General features: G+C 37.1%; 17 protein-coding genes. 12 read left to right on the forward strand and 5 right to left on the reverse strand.

Annotation, left to right across the window (positions count from 1 at the left end):
• Positions 1–26: 26 nt before the first annotated feature.
• The 5 genes from WG932_RS23525 to WG932_RS23545 form a co-directional block, all read right to left on the reverse strand.
• Positions 27–725: a DUF2490 domain-containing protein gene (locus WG932_RS23525; RefSeq protein WP_149395100.1), complete on the reverse strand. Its 699-nt coding sequence runs from the start codon at positions 723–725 to the stop codon at positions 27–29.
• A gap of 282 nt (positions 726–1,007) precedes the next feature.
• Positions 1,008–1,538, reverse strand: a complete 531-nt coding sequence (locus WG932_RS23530) for a DUF2490 domain-containing protein (RefSeq protein WP_483085594.1) — start codon at positions 1,536–1,538, stop codon at positions 1,008–1,010.
• Positions 1,517–1,705, reverse strand: coding sequence for a hypothetical protein (locus WG932_RS23535; protein ID WP_483085595.1), 189 nt, complete (start codon positions 1,703–1,705; stop codon positions 1,517–1,519). The genes WG932_RS23530 and WG932_RS23535 overlap by 22 nt, the downstream gene beginning before the upstream one ends.
• Before the next feature lie 183 nt (positions 1,706–1,888).
• Positions 1,889–2,242: a VOC family protein gene (locus WG932_RS23540; RefSeq protein WP_483085596.1), complete on the reverse strand. Its 354-nt coding sequence runs from the start codon at positions 2,240–2,242 to the stop codon at positions 1,889–1,891.
• A gap of 2,766 nt (positions 2,243–5,008) precedes the next feature.
• The gene (locus WG932_RS23545) at positions 5,009–5,248 is read right to left on the reverse strand and encodes a hypothetical protein (protein ID WP_483085597.1); all 240 of its coding nucleotides are present in this window, start codon (positions 5,246–5,248) and stop codon (positions 5,009–5,011) included.
• 1,090 nt (positions 5,249–6,338) lie between these two features.
• On the opposite strand from WG932_RS23545, the gene WG932_RS23550 reads away from it, so the two are divergent.
• The 12 genes from WG932_RS23550 (at position 6,339) to WG932_RS23605 (ending at position 17,108) form a co-directional block, all read left to right on the forward strand.
• A complete protein-coding gene (locus WG932_RS23550; protein WP_483085598.1) occupies positions 6,339–7,088 on the forward strand; it encodes a pyridoxal-phosphate dependent enzyme in 750 nt (249 codons plus the stop codon).
• A gap of 2 nt (positions 7,089–7,090) precedes the next feature.
• A complete protein-coding gene (locus WG932_RS23555; RefSeq protein ID WP_483085599.1) occupies positions 7,091–7,342 on the forward strand; it encodes a hypothetical protein in 252 nt (83 codons plus the stop codon).
• Positions 7,336–8,211 carry an FAD/NAD(P)-binding protein gene (locus tag WG932_RS23560; protein ID WP_483085600.1) on the forward strand — a complete coding sequence of 292 codons (876 nt, stop codon included), beginning with the start codon at positions 7,336–7,338 and terminating at the stop codon, positions 8,209–8,211. The genes WG932_RS23555 and WG932_RS23560 overlap by 7 nt, the downstream gene beginning before the upstream one ends.
• 19 nt (positions 8,212–8,230) lie before the next feature.
• Positions 8,231–8,521, forward strand: coding sequence for a hypothetical protein (locus WG932_RS23565; RefSeq protein WP_483085601.1), 291 nt, complete (start codon positions 8,231–8,233; stop codon positions 8,519–8,521).
• A 149-nt stretch (positions 8,522–8,670) separates the two neighbouring features.
• Positions 8,671–9,153 (forward strand): hypothetical protein, encoded by a 483-nt coding sequence (locus WG932_RS23570; protein WP_483085602.1) that lies wholly within the window; start codon positions 8,671–8,673, stop codon positions 9,151–9,153.
• Entirely contained in the window at positions 9,143–10,597 is a 1,455-nt protein-coding gene (locus WG932_RS23575; RefSeq protein WP_483085603.1) for a type III PLP-dependent enzyme domain-containing protein, read from the forward strand. The genes WG932_RS23570 and WG932_RS23575 overlap by 11 nt, the downstream gene beginning before the upstream one ends.
• A gap of 308 nt (positions 10,598–10,905) precedes the next feature.
• Complete coding sequence (locus WG932_RS23580; protein ID WP_483085604.1) at positions 10,906–11,211, forward strand: hypothetical protein; 306 nt, start codon at positions 10,906–10,908, stop codon at positions 11,209–11,211.
• A gap of 269 nt (positions 11,212–11,480) precedes the next feature.
• Positions 11,481–11,804 (forward strand): hypothetical protein, encoded by a 324-nt coding sequence (locus tag WG932_RS23585; protein WP_483085605.1) that lies wholly within the window; start codon positions 11,481–11,483, stop codon positions 11,802–11,804.
• Between the two features lie 153 nt (positions 11,805–11,957).
• Positions 11,958–13,181 carry an HD domain-containing protein gene (locus WG932_RS23590; protein ID WP_483085606.1) on the forward strand — a complete coding sequence of 408 codons (1,224 nt, stop codon included), beginning with the start codon at positions 11,958–11,960 and terminating at the stop codon, positions 13,179–13,181.
• A gap of 95 nt (positions 13,182–13,276) precedes the next feature.
• Positions 13,277–15,016 (forward strand): hypothetical protein, encoded by a 1,740-nt coding sequence (locus WG932_RS23595; protein WP_483085607.1) that lies wholly within the window; start codon positions 13,277–13,279, stop codon positions 15,014–15,016.
• Between the two features lie 1,265 nt (positions 15,017–16,281).
• Positions 16,282–16,650 (forward strand): type II RES/Xre toxin-antitoxin system antitoxin, encoded by a 369-nt coding sequence (parS, locus tag WG932_RS23600; RefSeq protein WP_483085608.1) that lies wholly within the window; start codon positions 16,282–16,284, stop codon positions 16,648–16,650.
• On the forward strand, positions 16,650–17,108 hold the full coding sequence (locus WG932_RS23605) for an RES family NAD+ phosphorylase (RefSeq protein WP_483085609.1): 459 nt from the start codon (positions 16,650–16,652) through the stop codon (positions 17,106–17,108). The genes parS and WG932_RS23605 overlap by 1 nt, the downstream gene beginning before the upstream one ends.
• Positions 17,109–17,872 lie beyond the last annotated feature (764 nt).

The following is a 17,872-nucleotide window of genomic DNA, read 5'->3' on the forward strand; positions in this document are numbered from 1 at the left end:
AGGTATGGCGGCAAAGAAGCTAATCTTTACAGTGAATGGTGAAGACTTAAGATAAACTGGTTTCTTTTGGACAAATTGGCTATTTGTCGCATGCCTCCAAGTTGAATTTTTAAACCATTCCTAATCAGGTAACCCAGGCCTGCATAGGTTCTATTCCTGTCAAATATTTCTACTAACTGCTCATGGCCTATATTTTTTTCACCATTGAGAAAAATTTCATCGTAGAATGCCAAATAAAGGGCACCTTGTTCTAAATCGGTTTTATTTAGTGGGATATTTAGAAATAAAATATACCTAAACCTTGTTCTAAAGTCTTGCTCGGCGAGAAACCTTTGCTCATAGCGAAAACGATGGGTGGTATAGAAGCGGTTGCTTATTTTTGCCGGAAATAAAATCTCTTGATATATTCTATTTTCAACTTTCTTTGAATTGTCTATTCCTCTTTGACCAAAAGTGATATTGGCATAGCCCAAGGTGAATTTCACATTTGAATGCTTAGGTTTATAGGTCGGCCCTGCTCGAAACAGCACTTGTTCCATATCATCTGTTTTATTCCAACTATGGTACTGAAGGTCTCCTTGAAAACCCCAAGGACCTTCATTAAAGGTGGTGTTGAAAAAGTACATGTACCAAGCGCCCACATGGTCACCGGAAGTCTGTGCTTCAGATTTGAAATTAAAAAGCAATGTAAAAACTACCAAAAATAATGCGCTTCTGCTTTTCATAATTAAAGCTGATTGGGATGAATCCGAACGTCTAATGTTATTCTGGGAGGGAGAAAACTACAAAATCACCTGATTCGGAGAGGCTTTCAATACATGTAAATTTAAACCGGAAATAAGAAATAGGCAATCTATTAGCTGCCGAAATTACTTCAATATCAGCCAATGCTTGAATTTCTTGTGATTATTAAATTCCTAACAAAACTTAATACACTACCGGAGTAAAATACATGTGTTTAATTTAAGCTCACCTTAATGATTGAAAACATCATATTGGATTGGCTATTAAAAATTATGGTGGAGGCTGAGCTGCAATTGATTTTTACTCCATTGGTCAGTTGATTGTCTCATACCTCCCAGTTGGATTTTTAAGTCATTATTGATCATGTAGCCAAGGGCCACATAAAACCTGTTGCGATCAAAAATTTCAACCGAGTTTCCGTTTCCTATACCTCTTTCCCCATTGATGAATATTTCATTATAAAGGGCCAAGTAAACTGTGTTTTTCTCCATTGCCGCTTTGTTCAAGGCGATATTTAAAAACAGATTGTACCGAAAGCGTGTTCTGAAATCTTGATTTTCCACAAAGCGCTGTTCATAGCGAAATCTGTGGGTGGCATAAAATCGTTTTCCAAACTGAGATGGAAACAGGGCTTCTTGATAAATTCTGCTTTCCCCGGAGGTGCTTTTGTCATCTCCATAAACTCCTGAGGTTATATTGGCATAGCCCAAGGTAAATTTGATATTTGCTTCCTTGGGTTGATAGGTCAATCCTCCCCGCAACAACAATTGCTCTAGGTCTCCCCCTTGTTCCAATTACGGTATTGGATATCACCTTGAAAACCCCATTGACTATCTTTAAATGAGGTATTGAAAAAATACATGTACCAAGCCCCCGTTTTGTCTTGATCGATCTGGGCTTGTGCTGAAATGGGGATAAAAAGTACAAAAAGGAGTGGAAGGAGGGCTATTTTGTTTGTCATTTTGTAAAGTAAATTACAACTATGGGTTTTAACTTGGGCTAATGATTTTTTCTAGGCTAAAATTCGAGAACTTTCTTTGGATTAAAAGATAAAGATAGTTTAAAAAATTGACCTTCCAATGCTTTGAAGCATACTTGTGTCAAGATTCAAATGGGGCAACAAACCAATAAATACTGCTGAGAATTATATATGGCTGAGTAGATTAAGCGTAACTCCGTTTGGGTCTGTCACAAAAAATCGCCTTACTCCCCAGTCTTCATCCCTGATTTTGTAGCTGATGTTTATTGCTAGTTCTTGGGCTTTTTTGTAGTAGTGATTAACATCTGCAACTTCTATGGATAGGAAGATAGCGGAATTGTCTAGGGGGCTTGAGTTTTTGTTTTCAAGAATGGAAATTTGTGCCGTGGGATTGTCTTTTGAGACAAAGGTTATTACCCAGCCCAAGTCCATGGCCAATTCCATGTCAAGAAATTCCCTGTAAAAGTGTTTGCTTTCTGCCATGTTGTTGGAATAAATATTGGGTACGATTCTTCGCATGGTATTTTCGTTTTTAATGGTTTGTGTTCAAAGGTAAAAAAACTTCCCCAAGTGATTTTGTCAGCATTGTTGCCAAAAAAAGCAACAATACCGCCAAAATCGTAACGTGCAGATCGTTTTGACCAAGGCTTTGCAGCCTTGGCTACAAAAATGCCACACCTACGGTGTTTTTGGGTTGGTTAAGACTTGCCGTTTGTATTACCATAGGGAGTAATGTCAGGCGAAAATGAGTCATGCTAGGTTAAATAGTTAGCCTATATGGCTTTAGCTGCGTAACCTTATTCAATTCCATTTACTTTATTTCGGCCTTATGGAAATTAGTAAAATGGATTGCTCAATGGCGTTAAAAACAAAAAACTGTTTGAGGCCTTTTCGGCCGAGTTTTTTTTTGTTTAGCCAGGGAGTGATTCATTTTGCGTTAAGATTTACATACAGCCTTGATTTTTTTGGTTCGTTTTTGGATCAAGCCTGCCCTGATTTGTCTTTTCTCAGGCAGGGGCAAAAATGAACAGGTAGAAATTAGGATAACTAGAGGCGAAAGTGATTTTGTCAGCATTGTTGCCAAAAAAAGCAACAATACCGCCAAAATCGTATCGTGCAGATCGTTTTAACCAAGGCTTCACAGCCTTGGCTACAAAACTGTCACCCCTATGGGGTTTTGGGATTCGTAAACTATACGTCTTTGTATGGAAATTCTTATACCGGTAATTACTTTTCTTTTTGAAAGCACAAAGTATTAGGCTTTATCGGCCTTCAAAGGTTATGGTTTTTGGAGCAGGATGGAGGGCGTTAAGAAAATGAGTTAGCTCCCACAAGGAGATCCACTCATTTTTAGCCTGGAATCCTGATCCAAAAATCAAATGATGGCTACGTAAAAGACATTTGTTCTTTGAATGATTTCCCATCATTTGAAATAAGATTTGACAGCCTTGATTTTTTTGGTTCGTTTTTTCATCAAGGAAAAAATGAACAGGAAAAGAAAAGGGTAACCATTAGAAAAAGTCAACAAACCATCTCAAAAGGTTAAATTCCCCTATGAATTATATTTTATGATCCTGATAAAAGTGATTTTGTCAGCATTATTGCAAAAAAAGCAACAATACCGCCAAAATCGTAACGTGCAGATCGTTTTGACCAAGGCTTTGCAGCCTTGGCTACAAAAATGCCACACCTACGGTGTTTTTGGGTTGGTTAAGACTTGCCGTTTGTATTACCATAGGGAGTAATGTCAGGCGAAAATGAGTCTATGCTAGGTTAAATAGTTAGCCTATATGGCTTTAGCTGCGTAACCTTATTCAATTTCATTTACTTTTTTCGGCCTTATGGAAATTAGTAAAATGGATTGCTCAATGGCGTTAAAAACAAAAAACTGTTTGAGGCCTTTTTCGGCCGAGTTTTTTTTGTTTAGCCAGGGAGTGATTCATTTTGCGTTAAGATTTACATACAGCCTTGATTTTTTGGTTCGTTTTTGGATCAAGCTAAAAATGAACAGGTAGAAATTAGGATAACTATAGGCGAAAGCGATTCTGTCAACATTATTGCAAAAAAAAGCAACACCACGCCAAAATCGTATCTTACTTTTTTCTGACCATTGACATACATCCATGACTTTGATTTTTTCAGATCCTACGGGAATATTGAATATAGGAGGGGTGTAAATTTGGGGTAGTACTAACAAGCAATAAATTTTAAAACTGTAAACTTTTTTCAGGACGAGTCAGTTTGTTTTCGGTTGGGGCTTGACAGGATTGTTGTAAAAGGAACAACAACAATACCGCCAAAATCAGGACGTGCGTACTCATTTTCCGAGGGTTGACTCCCTCGGCTACAAAATGACACCTCTACGGAGTTTGGGAGGCTTAAAAATTCGGTATTTTTTGTATTGGTTTTTTGATGTTTTAATTTTAAAATGTTTCCGGAATTAACGCTTAATTTTCGGAGGGGTTTTGCTGCGTTCTATAGTGGTAAAATCAAGCTTTATAGACTTTTGCAAATATTTCAATCAAGGGTTTGTAGAGGTGGCTGTAAAATGAAATAAGCAATTTAAATGCTACTAAGTTAAAAATAATATAAATAAATATAATTTGTTGCCATAATTTTAATTTAATAATCTTTTATTACCTTTGATATATCAAACAAAGACAAAAGGTCTTTTTGGGTAATGAACGGAAGTTTAATTACTGATATATACTGTAGGATGATGAAACTGGCAGACATGCCCTCCTGTCTCGGGGTGGAGATCACAGGATAAAGAAAAATAGCGAGCTCGTATTTTTCCTAACTGCTCCGTGGAGGTTCGGACTCCTTCTCCTACAGCAGGTTATTTTGGGTTTATTGTTAATTGACCAAAGCTATGAGATTTTATTTCATGTAGCTTTTTTTGTTTGTCGAGCTAAGGTGATTTTGTCAGCATTGTTGCAAAAAAAGCAACAATACCGCCAAAATCAGATTGTGCTTCATGCTTTGACCAAGGCTTCACAGCTTTGTCTACAAAATGCCACACCTACGGTGTTTTTGGGTTGGTTAAGACTTGCCGTTTGTATTACCATAGGGAGTAATGTCAGGCGAAAAGAGTCATGCTAGGTTAAATAGTTAGCTCAATATGGCTTTGAAGGTGTAACCTTATTCAATTCCATTTACTTTATTTCGGCCTTATGGAAATTATAAAATGGATTGCTCAATGGCGTTAAAAAACAAAACTGTTTGAGGCCTTTTCGGCCGAGTTTTTTTTGTTTAGCCAGGGAGTGATTCATTTTGCGTTAAGATTTACATACAGCCTTGATTTTTTTGGTTCGTTTTGACTTCAGCCTGCCCTGATTTCTGCTCAGGGCCTGCCCTGATTTGTCTTTTCTCAGGGGCAAAAATGAACAGGTAGAAATTAGGATATCTAGAGGCGAAAGTGATTTTGTCAGCATTGTTGCCAAAAAAAGCAACAATACCGCCAAAATCAGATTGTGCTTCATGCTTTGACCAAGGCTTTGCAGCCTTGGCTACAAAATGCCACACCTACGGTGTTTTTGGGTTGGTTAAGACTTGCCGTTTGTATTACCATAGGGAGTAATGTCAGGCGAAAATGAGTCTATGCTAGGTTAAATAGTTAGCCAATATGGCTTTAGCTGCGTAACCTTATTCAATTTCATTTACTTTTTTCGGCCTTATGGAAATTAGTAAAATGGATTGCTCAATGGCGTTAAAAACAAAAAACTGTTTGAGGCCTTTTCGGCCGAGTTTTTTTGTTTAGCCAGGGAGTGATTCATTTTGCGTTAAGATTTACATACAGCCTTGATTTTTTGGTTCGTTTTTGGATCAAGCCAAAAATGAACAGGTAGAAATTAGGATAACTATAGGCGAAAGCGATTCTGTCAACATTGTTGCCAAAAAAAGCAACAATACCGCCAAAATCAGGGCGTGCGTATTCCTATTTTCCGAGGGTTGGCACCCTCGACTATTACAGTGTCACCCTTTCAGGGTTAGGGGTTTCGGTAGGGATATGACTTTTTCAATTTTGTTTTCGGTAAGATTTTGTCAGCAGTGTTGTGGAAAAAGGCAACAAACTGCCAAAATCAAGACGCAGTTTCGGGAACGGAAAATTTGATGTGGAACGTATTTAAATAACTGAACCTAGCATGATCCATCCGGTATTTTCTCGGTAGTAGTTTCTTTGGTATTGAGTGAAAAATGGCCTCAATAAGATTTTTTGTGAACGCTATTTGTTAAAGAGATCCCCAAGTTTATATAGGCTTTGATTCCACTTGATCAATCTTCTCTCCATTTTATTGAATATTTAACCCGGTACTAGTTTGGTGGGTAGTCACCATTAATATTTTAATTGAAAATAGTGGAAAATAATTGAATAAGGCTGAAAATCAATAAAAAAATAATCTTCTTCCATTGAACGCCTTTTCGACGGATAACATGTGACTTTTAAACATCCTCGTAGAGATTTTAGTTAGTGTGGAATGAAAAATTAATGGGAAAGTCAGGTTTTCTGGAATGGTAAGACGAATGCCTACAGATAAACTGGCATAAAATTTATGGATTATATGAATATAAATTATTAATTAGTTTGGATTCCATCGATTAAAACAGAACGGGTATGATTACGACAGCAAATGCGATGAATGTTGCCAGTGATATTGTGGCAACGATAGGAGAGACTCCCCTGGTACGTTTGGACAAACTTTTTCCGAGCAGTGGGGCATCTTTCTTTGGGAAATTAGAAGCGGCCAACCCTTCAGGTAGCCTAAAGGACAGAACCTCTATCTTTATGCTTAAAAGAGCAATTGAAGAAGGAGAAATAAAAAAAGGGGATACCATTATAGAATCCAGCTCGGGCAATATGGCCTTAGGTCTTGCCCAAGCTTGTATTCATTATGGCTTAAAATTAATTGTGGTGGTGGATCCTAACTTGAATGCACATACAGAGAAACTACTGAAGGCCTATGGGGCTCGGTTGGAATACGTAAAAGAGCCAACAAAAAAAGGAGGATTTCTTGCTGCCCGCCTGAATAGGGTTCAAGAGCTTTTGCAAAGCATACCCAATAGTTTCTGGACCAACCAATATGGGAATCCTAATAACCCGATGGCACATCATAAAACCATTGAGGAAATTTTGAGAGACTTGGGTGGAGCCGTAGATTATCTCTTTGTCTCCACGAGTACCTGTGGGACCTTGATGGGTTATGCCAATTACATTGCGGAGAATAATCCGGCCACCAAAATTATAGCGGTGGATGCAATTGGTAGTGTCTTGTTTGGAGGGAAAGCAGCACCGAGATTGATACCGGGACATGGAGCAGGCGTGCAGTCACAGTTTATCGACAAGAAAAAATTTAAGGTCATATAAAGGTGAGTGACCTGGATTGTGTTGAAGGCTGTTGGTCCTTGCTCAAAAAAGAAGGCATACTTTGTGGAGGGTCTACCGGTGGTGTTATATCAGCCATCAACAGGTACATCAAATACATCCCGAAGGATAGCAATTGTGTGTTTCTTTTGGCAGATAGGGGAGAGCGGTACCTCGACACCATTTATAATATGGATTGGGTAGCGAAGCATTTCCCTAAAAGTAAAATGAATGTGAATTCTTCCATTGGATGGTAAGGACTGTGACTAAAGAGAAACAAAGAACATTTAATGTAGCTATCGTTGGCTTCGGACCTAAGGGTTTTTATGCTTTTGAACGCCTGTTGGCGCAGCTGAAAGCCCATAAAATCCAAGATCCGGTAGCTATACATCTTTTCAATCAAAATAAATTCTTTGCTGCAGGGAATGTTTACCGGCCGGATCAACCTTCCTATTTGTTGATGAATTATGCCAATAGCAATATCAATTGCTGGACGGACGAGGGACCACCGGCCATTCTGGAGCCTACACCGGATTTTGTAAGCTGGTTGCAAAGCAAACCTGAGTATACCCGGGAGGCAAAGGCTGAAGCATTTGCTCCCAGAGCGTTGGTTGGTACTTATTTGATGGAAAGTTTTGCCCGACTTTGTAGTCGTTTGCCTACTAATATTGAGTTGGTCAAACATATTTACACGGTTACAGGTATTGAAAGAGCAGAAAATAAATACCAACTTTATACCGAGGGAAATAATTCGTGTGACTATCCGGAATTCAATAAAATTTTATTGACCACGGGACATCTTGGATGTGGGGCCGGCTTTTTGGAAGAAATTCAGAGTAACCGTTTTATTGATTTTATATACCCTACACATCTGGCTTTGGAGCATATCGAACCCGGTGCTAAGGTGGCCATGCAAGGGTTTGGACTGACATGTATTGATGCAATATTAGCACTTACCGAAGGAAGGGCCGGGGAATTTACAGTCAATCAATCGGGTGAAATGACCTACAGGATTTCAGGAAAGGAACCAAAGAAAATTTACCCCTATTCCAGAACTGGTATACCCATGATGCCGCGTACAGGCAGCTTGGAAGAAAAGCAACCGCTTTGTTTTTGCAGCAGATAGAATTAAGAGCACCGAGCCTGTGTCTTATGATAAATCCATCCTTCCATTGATTATTAAAGAATGTACAGTAAGTTACTATAAGGTGCTTTTTAAGGATTACCGATGGCGATTGCTAATTCTTCCTGAATATGAAAGTATTCTTGAGCAAATAAAAGTGTTTCACAATTACAATCCTGAAGCAGAAAGGTTTAATTGGGAAAAATTATTGGATCCTTTTGCCGACCAATCACAATTGACTCATATGGAAGTTGCTGACACCATAGAAAAGCTACTTGTGGAGGCAGAAAAAGGGGAGAGAATAGCCCTTTAAATGCAGCCTTTGCTACTTGGCGTAGGATAAGTTCTGTTTTCAATGAAATCTACAGCTTTGGCGGTCTAGATGCTGCTTCACACAAACTGTTTGACCGCAAATATTTTGGTCTTTTTAATCGAATAGCTTATGGCCCTCCGGTAAAGAACATGAAGAAAATGTTGGCCCTTGCCAAAGCAGGAATATTGGATTTCGATTTTGTGAAAGGAGCGACTTTCGAAGTTGATGAATCTACTGATACTTATGGTCTCCTGAAAGTGGGGAGCCAAAAAGAGCAAGCCATCGACTACCTGATTAATGCTCGTATTCCCAGAAATAATGAAAACGAAACGCCAAGTCCTCTTTATCGTGCAATCTTGCAAAAAGGCATAGGAAAAAAATTCCGGAATACTAGAGGGGGCATTTATACACCCGGTTGCCTGGATATGGATAGTCGGGGGAGGCTGATTGCAGCTGATGGAATAGCGGATGAAGCCCTTTCCCTATATGGAACGCCTACAGAAGGGTTAACGCTAGATAATGATACCTTGTCGCGGAAACGGAATAATTTGGCTTCTCAGTGGGCAATAGATGTTGCCCAATCCATTGTGCTTATAGAAAAAGATAAAAACTGTATTGAAAATGAATCCTAACTATACCAAAGGCAATCCGAATGCAGGTTTGACACCCATAACTTCTCCATGGATGCATCAAATTTTTAAAGACCAACAAATCATTAAGGAGCTGATTGAAAAACATGGTTCACCGATCAACCTGCATCACCTGCTCTCCTTTTCGGCAAATATTACTTCTTTTAAAAAGCTTTTTGAAAGCCATGGTTTAAAGCATCAAATTTACTATGCCCGAAAGGCCAATAAATCAAAAGCTTTGGTGAAAAAAGCTTTGGATGTCGGCATTGGTGTGGATACAGCCAGTCAAAAGGAACTGGAACAATCACTGGCTTTGGGTGGAACCGGGAAAAATCTGGTGCTTACTTCTGCCATCAAAACAAAGGCGCAATATGCATTGGCCATCAATGCACAGGTGCCCATTGTCTTGGACAATGAGGACGAGTGTAAGCAAGCCCAAAGCATAGCAGAGGAACTGAATAAAAAGGCCATTGTGGGTATTCGCATAAGCGGTTTTACAGTAGAAGGAAGCAAGCTTTACAGTCGTTTCGGTTTTGATACCAGCACAGTGGAGGCCTTTATTCTGCAGAATTTTGGAGAAAAAGGCCCATTCAATAAGCTTTCCCTTCAGGGGTTCCACTTCCACCTGGATGGCTATTCGACGCTTCAGCGAGGCCAAGCCTTGTCCGATTGCTTAGCCTTGGCCAAGCGACTCAAGCCGGCAGGCTTCTCCATCGCCTTTATTGATATGGGAGGAGGGATATTAATGAACTACCTGGAAAGCGAGGAGCAATGGAAAGCCTTTGATCAGGCACTGCAGAAAGGGGTAAAGGCCAATAATAATCCGTTAACTTTTAATGGTCATGGTCTGGGCTATGAAATGATCAATGGGGAATTGACCGGAAAACTCAAAACCTATCCCTATTTTAACAAGGTCAACGGTACTGCCTTTCTAAAAGAGGTGCTGGACTTTAAGGATGCGGTAAACCAAGAAAGCAATGCCCAAAGACTAAAGGCCATGCAGGTGGAAATCCGGATAGAACCGGGACGTTCTCTGCTTAACCAAACGGGAATGACCATAGCCAGGGTGGCGCATAGAAAACAGGATGCCAGAGGACAATGGTTGGTGGGATTGGAAATGAATATGAGTCAGATGATGAGTTCCAGTGAGGATTTTCTTTTGGATCCCTATGTGATGTATGCCGATAAGGAAGAGTCAAATGCGCCTGTAGATGTGTTTTTCACAGGTGCCTACTGTTTGGAGAGAGATGTATTGCTCAAACGCAAAATCTCCCTACCCCAATTACCTGCCATAGGTGATTTTGTGGCTTTTGTCAATACCGCCGGCTATATGATGCATTTTTTCGAAACCGAAGCCCATCTTTTTGAACTGTCCCAGAATCTGAGTTTTAGCACTAAAGATAAGTTGGCAGTGGCTGATTTTAGTGCAGATGATTTGATAAAGTAAGTTTTTTTAAGCGTTTAATTTTTCACCTGCATTACGATATTATTTTTTGATTTTACTGCAATAAGCTTAGGTATAGCCTTTTAAAATCTCAATACCTTAGGTGTATTGAGCTGTGTATCCCTGCAATTCAAAATATTTTTCTGCCATTTAAGTAAAAGTGTAAATGATACACTTGAGTTTTAGTTCCAAATCGTTAATTTGTTGTTTTATTAGCTAAAGAGGGTTGGGTGGATAGTTGATATATACGTAACTCCTCATATAAGCTTGTTTATATACAATTGTTATGCTGCATATTAAAATAAACAACAATGGAAAAAGTAACTTTCCTTTCTGGAACATATGGAATCACCGCAATTAATGGTGTTGCTGTTGATTTTAAAATTAGATATTTTAAAGAGAACAAAGGTTTTCTTAAAGATATTTCCTCAGAATCTTGGTTTAAAGTTACTCTGACTAGGTTTGCTCTTATTGAATGGGGAATGTTAGAAAATTTAGATGAAGATAAACTAGTTAAATTGACTTTTCCATTTGCAATTGAATGGGTATCTCAAAGAGTTAAAGACGGCACTTTAAAAGAATTTGAAGAAAAATTATTAGCACAGAAGATAAAATAAATCCTTATCCATTTGATATTAATAAAATTAAAAAAATAGAAGGATATGAAATTATTTTCTCTGATAATCAAATAGATATTGGAACGAGAATTCAAACTAATTTAATTGCAGATTCGATTATTGAAGTTAGGGATAATATAAATGCAATTGTTTATAGTAAGCATAATGAAAACTTACTAAAATTAGGACAAGAACGTAATATTCTAAATCTATTTAGAACAATTGACAATCGAGAACAATTCACCTATGCAATCTCAACTCTCGGAAATTTGGTAAACGATTTAAATCCCAAACTACTTCGAAAAATCACGAGTAATAAAGAAAAAGATGTAAAATCATTTGTTTTACTTGAGGAATTTTTGAATCAAATTGATAATGATGGAGAAGAAATAGTTGATACATTTAAAACAATGAATAGAATCAGACAGGGTTTTCCAATTCACACAGATAAATCAGGAATTATAAAAAGCTTAAAGAAGTTTGATATTGATTATCCGATACTAAACCATAATGAAACATGGCAAATATTGTTGAATAAATATAAAATAGTGTTAGACAAATTACTAGAAAAAGTAAAAAAATACGCAGCATAACAAAGTACATATTTCAGAGCGGGGTTGGTGCGGCGCCATCCGCGGATTCTCGCATGAACGTCACGTTCTGGCGGACGCTGACGCTCACCGAAATCCTCTCCGCAACATGTACCAACCGTTATGTACCATATAAAAACAGTGAACTACTAAGATATGAATGAAATAAAATTGACAAGTAAAGCCGAAAAATTGGCCGAAAAAGCAGAAAGTTTGAAATCCTTTAGTGGACTTAAGTTATTGCATGTAAAAAGGCAAGTAGCACATATACTAGGTCAAATTGGTAGAGAAGGGATTTTTGATGAATATACTAAACATGATATAAGTCATATCGATTTTATGCTTGACTCTCTTGAATGGATAATTCCAGAAGATACTCAAGAAATTTTAACACCTGCAAATTGGCTTATGCTAACTCTTTCAATTTATTTTCATGATTTAGGGATGCTAGTAACCAAAGAAGAATTTAAAGAAAGAAAAAAGTCGGTTTTCCCGTCATATAAACAATCAATACTTGAAGGGCAATTTGGCTTAGATTATAGGGATAAAATTCTATCTATTTCAAATCCGGATACGCAAGATAGGTTCATTTATCAAGAACTTGTAAGAAGGTCTCATGCAGAAAGAATAAAATACTGGATACTTGATGAATCAAACCCTAATTTCCAACATGAATTACAGGTTGTTTCTGAAATAAAAAAGCTAATTTCTAGCATTGACTATATGTTTAGACGGGACTTGGCACTAATCTGTGAAAGTCATCACTTGTCTGATTTAGATGATTTTGAAAAATACAAGCCAACACAACAATATGGTCCTTCAAAAGAAGAAGTTGTTAATTTACATTATTCCGCATTAATTCTACGTACTGCAGATCTACTTCATATAACTTCAGATAGAACCCCTTCTATAGAATTCAACCTAATAAATCCGACTGACCCAATAAGCCAAGAAGAATGGGCAAAACAAAGAGCAGTTAAAACTATTAGGCCTCAAGTCAAGAAAAATAAAGAAGGTATTGCAGATAATACGATACCTAAGGACACCTTGGAAATTATTGCGTTATTTGAAGAAGAAAAAGGGTTTTTCGGTTTAGTATCATACATAAATTATGCAAACAAACAATTAAAGGATAATTACAAATTCAACGAAACAGCTAATAAATTTTTTGGGAACACATATAATTACCCTTGGAGAAATATTGATGATACAAATATTGAAACGAAAGATTTTGAAAAGAGACAATTTGAATTCGTTCTCGACCAAACTAAAATACTTGACCTTCTAGTTGGTCATACTCTTTATAATGACTCATCAGTAGTCTTAAGAGAATTAACCCAAAACGCAATTGACGCATCGAAACTAAAAAACATGAATTAGAATCAGAAGGAAAGGGATTAGGATACGAACCTGAAATAAAAATCAAGTGGGAAGAGAAAAATAGAGAGCTGTCATTCATTGATAATGGAACAGGTATGACATTAGAAATAATTCAAAACCACCTACTTAAAGTAGGTTCTTCAAGATATCAGGATGAAGCTTTTAAAAAGAAATACCCTAGTTTTTCGCCTATAAGTCGATTTGGAATTGGATTGCTAACATGTTTCTTAATAGCCGATGATATTGACATATTAACAAAGTCAAGTGAATCAGATAGAGCCATTTTACTAAAAATAAAGAAAGTACATGGAAAATATTTGTTGAAATATTTATCCATAGATAAAGTTTGCAATGAAATTAAAAAACACGGAACTGAAATTAAACTTCACGTACGAGCCGATGTAGATCTTTCAAATATTGAGAAAGAACTAAAAAAATGGATACTTATACCAAACTGTAAGTTACAACTAGAAGTTAATGAAAAACTTACCCCAATTGGATACACTACTCCAAAAGATGTATTAAAAAGTCATTTAAAGGAAATAGGATTTGACATAGATGATAAGTATCTAAAGATTAAAGAAGTTCAAAAAGATGGATTAACAATGGCTTTCGCATTGCGTTACATTGAGCATTGGAAAGAGTGGGATTTCCTTGATTACAGAGAAATTGATAGAAATAATGTTCAACCAATTGGGACTTGTATCGAAGGTATTAGGGTTGATTTTAACACTCCTGGATTTAATGGCCGGAACTTATATGTTATAGTTAATACATCAGGTAAAAATGCGCCAAAAACGAATGTTGCAAGGTCAAACATTGAAATAACACCGGAGAGAGAAGCTCTTTTATTTACAATTTATCAATTATACCTTGAACATATTACAAATGAACTTCAAAATCTAAGAAAGGAAGGATTCTCAATTACTTGGGCAGCAAATGAAGCAAATTGGCTACTTAATTCATTCACTCGAAACTCAAGATATTCTAATCGAGAAGTGAGAATAGAAGATTTAAACTCCTTTGAGAAAGCTCTCTCAAAAATTCAATGTGTATTAATAGAAAAAAACACAACAAGAGAAACTATAAGTATAAATGAATTAAAAGACCTAGGTCATTTCTGGTCTATAGACTGTGCCTCATATTCTTCTGCAGACTCATTAATTAAAGAAGTAAAGTCTTCTAACACCTCGGCCTTAGAGTTATTAAAAACAATTTTTGGGAACTCGGATTCCAATACAGACCATGTTGACTACCTTTTATGTAATCAACAATCGGATAAAATAGTAGATAAGATTATCCGAGACAATTTTCAAGTAGATTCAATAAAACTAATCCCTGAACAACGTAGACTAGATTTAAGATGGTCTTTAATTAAAGAAAAAATTTGGGAAGAAATTGTTATTACAGATGATGACTTTAGTTTAGGTCGTATTAATTCTAGCAGATGCTTTATTCAATTACGTGATTTCGATATTGACAAATCCATAAGTCAAATTGCAATAAATTCATCGAATGCACTTTTCATCCTTAGGAATTCAGAACTAAATAGCTATTTAGTAAAGCTTATTGATGATTTATCCGATAAAAGTCAAGAAGATAAAATTGCCTTATCTCAAACTGTAAGTCTTTTAAATAGTTTTTTCTATTACAAAGAATTTGACAAAACGAAGGTAGAAGATTTGATTCAATCAAGATTTCAGCGAAAAAATAATCGTGACATTGAAAACATAGTTTGGAGTAGAATAGACAAGGAAGAATTGATTTCGACCATACTAAAAACTAACTTCATTAAATATGATACAACAATATGGTATAGACGAGAAATGTATTAATAAAACACAGCACATAATAACTAAGCATTCTGACGGCTGGAACAGCCTAGTCTGAATGCAGTGTTGAACGAAGTGATGTTGGGAATTAGGGTTACTATGGGGAATGGTTTTCTCCTTTTTGTTTTTTAGTGTTGGGAGAATGAAAATTTGCTTCTTCTATTGCAGTCTGATCGGTCTGACTTTCAATACTGACTTTGTGTGTTAAAACTGGAGATAGCTGACCATCTTGACATCTTTGGTTTTATAAATTAGTATTGGTCACTGCTTTGTATTCTTTGGCAGTTGGGAATAGGGGCCTAATTTCACGAAAGTTGAAAACTTTCCCATGTGGGGTCTAAGTTACGCGTCGCTAAACTTATACTAGGTAAAGACTCATTGAATTAGACTTTATTAATTTTGGTGATTTTTAATGCAATCGCTAAAGTAAGGGAGCGGTGGCCGGGCCGAAACTACGAGACGGGGTTGGGTCTTGTTTTAGGAGTTTTCTTTTGGCTAGATTTTTCTTTGGTTCGTTTCTTTTCATCAATGTTTACCCTGTCTTATTCAGGGCCTGTCCTGAAACGAAGTAACTCAGGGCAGGCCCTTAGCCTTCAGGGAAAGTCCGCCGCTAAGTATCTTTTCGGCTAATATTTAAGGCCGCCCGCACACCTGAAAACTTATTCTTTGGATTATTCGCCAATGTCCCAGCCGGTTCCTGAGCGGAGTCGAAGAAGTAGGCAGAATGTATCCGTTACCCTATGGCTTCGACTTCGCTCAGCCGCCGGGAGTAAAGTTTGGGTTGTTCGGAATCGGTGGCAGAGCTTGTCAAAGCCATTGGGATATATCGGTTTGATTTGTGCCACCCTTTTCCGTCAAACTGTACCTTTGCAAGCCGGATTTCGGTTCGATCCGTGCCATTTTTGAGTAAAAAACACAAAATGTCCACGGATGTATACAAAATTATAAACCTAACCTTGTCATGTAGGTCGTGGGATGGAGACGTATGCACCAGTGTGTAAGCTAAAATACCTATTGTATCAAGGAGGCTATCCCGAATTGCGCTACAGTGTATATAAAACTCATTCCAATATTTTGAATTTATAGACAATTGTCTTATATTAATAGACAAATGTCAAAAGTATGGCTACCCATAAACAAAAGGAACCTACCATTGATTTAACAGCTGTTAATGAGGAATTTAAGGTTTACGTCAAAAAAATAGATAAATCTTCACGCGGTAAAATCAAGATAGATGACATCACCTATTCTGATTTTTTGAGAATAAAATGCTTATTATTCAGGCAATTAGGCAAGGTTTACCTTATAAGCTATTTCGTCGAATAAAGGAGATTACACCTTTTTCAGAGGATGACTGGGCCGAATATTTAAACTTATCTAAAAAAACACTACAAAGACATCGTAACGATGCCAACTATCTGTTTAAACCTATTCATACAGAAAAAATAATAGAATTGGCAGAAGTGACGATAGTTGGGAAAGAAGTATTTGATACATCAGAACAGTTTTATTTATGGCTTAATACCCCTTGCTATGCTTTAGGTAATTTGAAACCGGCTGAACTATTGAAGGACTCTTATGGAAAAGAATTGGTAATGGGAGAACTTAACCGAATTGACCATGGAATTTTTGCGTAGTGAGGGTTTTTAGACTGTCTAAGAAAAAATTTTCAAAAGGGTTAAGCGGAAAAGGAGCCGCTAAATCCGGCAATAGATGGAATTCTAAAGGGACTGAAATAATATACTCAGCTGAAAGTAGGGCATTAGCTATGGCTGAAGTAGCAGTACATTTAACGCTAGCAACTTTACCAAGTGATTATGTGATGATTGAAATAGACTTACCTGACTCCATCGCACTAAAAGAGCTTAAATTAAAAGACCTTCCGGATGATTGGGATACGCATCCACCAATTAGGAGTACCCAGAAATTAGGAGATGAATTTATCGACGCTTCAGACAGATGTGTTTTAAAAGTTCCTTCTGCAGTAGTTCAGGGGGACTTCAATTATTTAATTAATCCTTGTCACGAAGACTTTAAAAAGATAAAAATATTCAATGTTCAAGATTTCCCTTTTGACAAAAGAATATTTAAATAACTGCTTACAACGATTATGCTACAATAATTTGAGTAAGGGATACTTATGGATCTCGGTTTAGGCTTCCAGCATACTCCGGAACAGGTTTTTACCTATTACAGAAACTGATTTTATTGTGATTACAATACTTCCCATAAACACGGGTCAGACTTTTCGAGTCCTATAATATAGTTCGGTTTGGGGATTCACAAACGGTGGCTAAGCCTTAGGAAGCCGGCAGCGTTGAATAATTTTGGAGGGATTTTCCTGATCTAGTGGTTTTGGTAGCAATGAAAGTTGAAAACTTTCCTGCTTTTGGGTGGCTAAAGCAGGAAAATGCAATTTCACCCTAAGAATGGGATAAAGCCCCTTCCTATTGAATTCTTTTCATTAAAAAAATGCGGAACTTAAATAGCTTTTTCTTTCCAAAAGTCTCTCCTTTTTAATGGCGAATATTGGATTGATTCTTCACCGGTGGCTGAGCCTGTCGAAGCCAAAGCTTGGGGATTTATTTTTTATGCCATCGTAGTTTCTGGTATTTACGAAAGTCTAAATTACGCTTCGCTAAACTTAGACCAGTTAAGGAGCCTGCTGAAGCCGGTAGTGGAAATTCCATGCCCTGTAGCCCCCTTGGTTTTAATTTAATTGTGATTGTTTTTTACCGATTTATAATGCAATGGCTTACCTATTAAGTCAATTGATTTTTTGTGTAAATTGTTAGCGATTATAAGTCTTTGTTGCAGAGGTGTCTAGTGTTGTGCTTTGCTACTATTGAAATTTAATTG

This window comes from Cyclobacterium sp. SOCE241 (genome assembly GCF_056867545.1).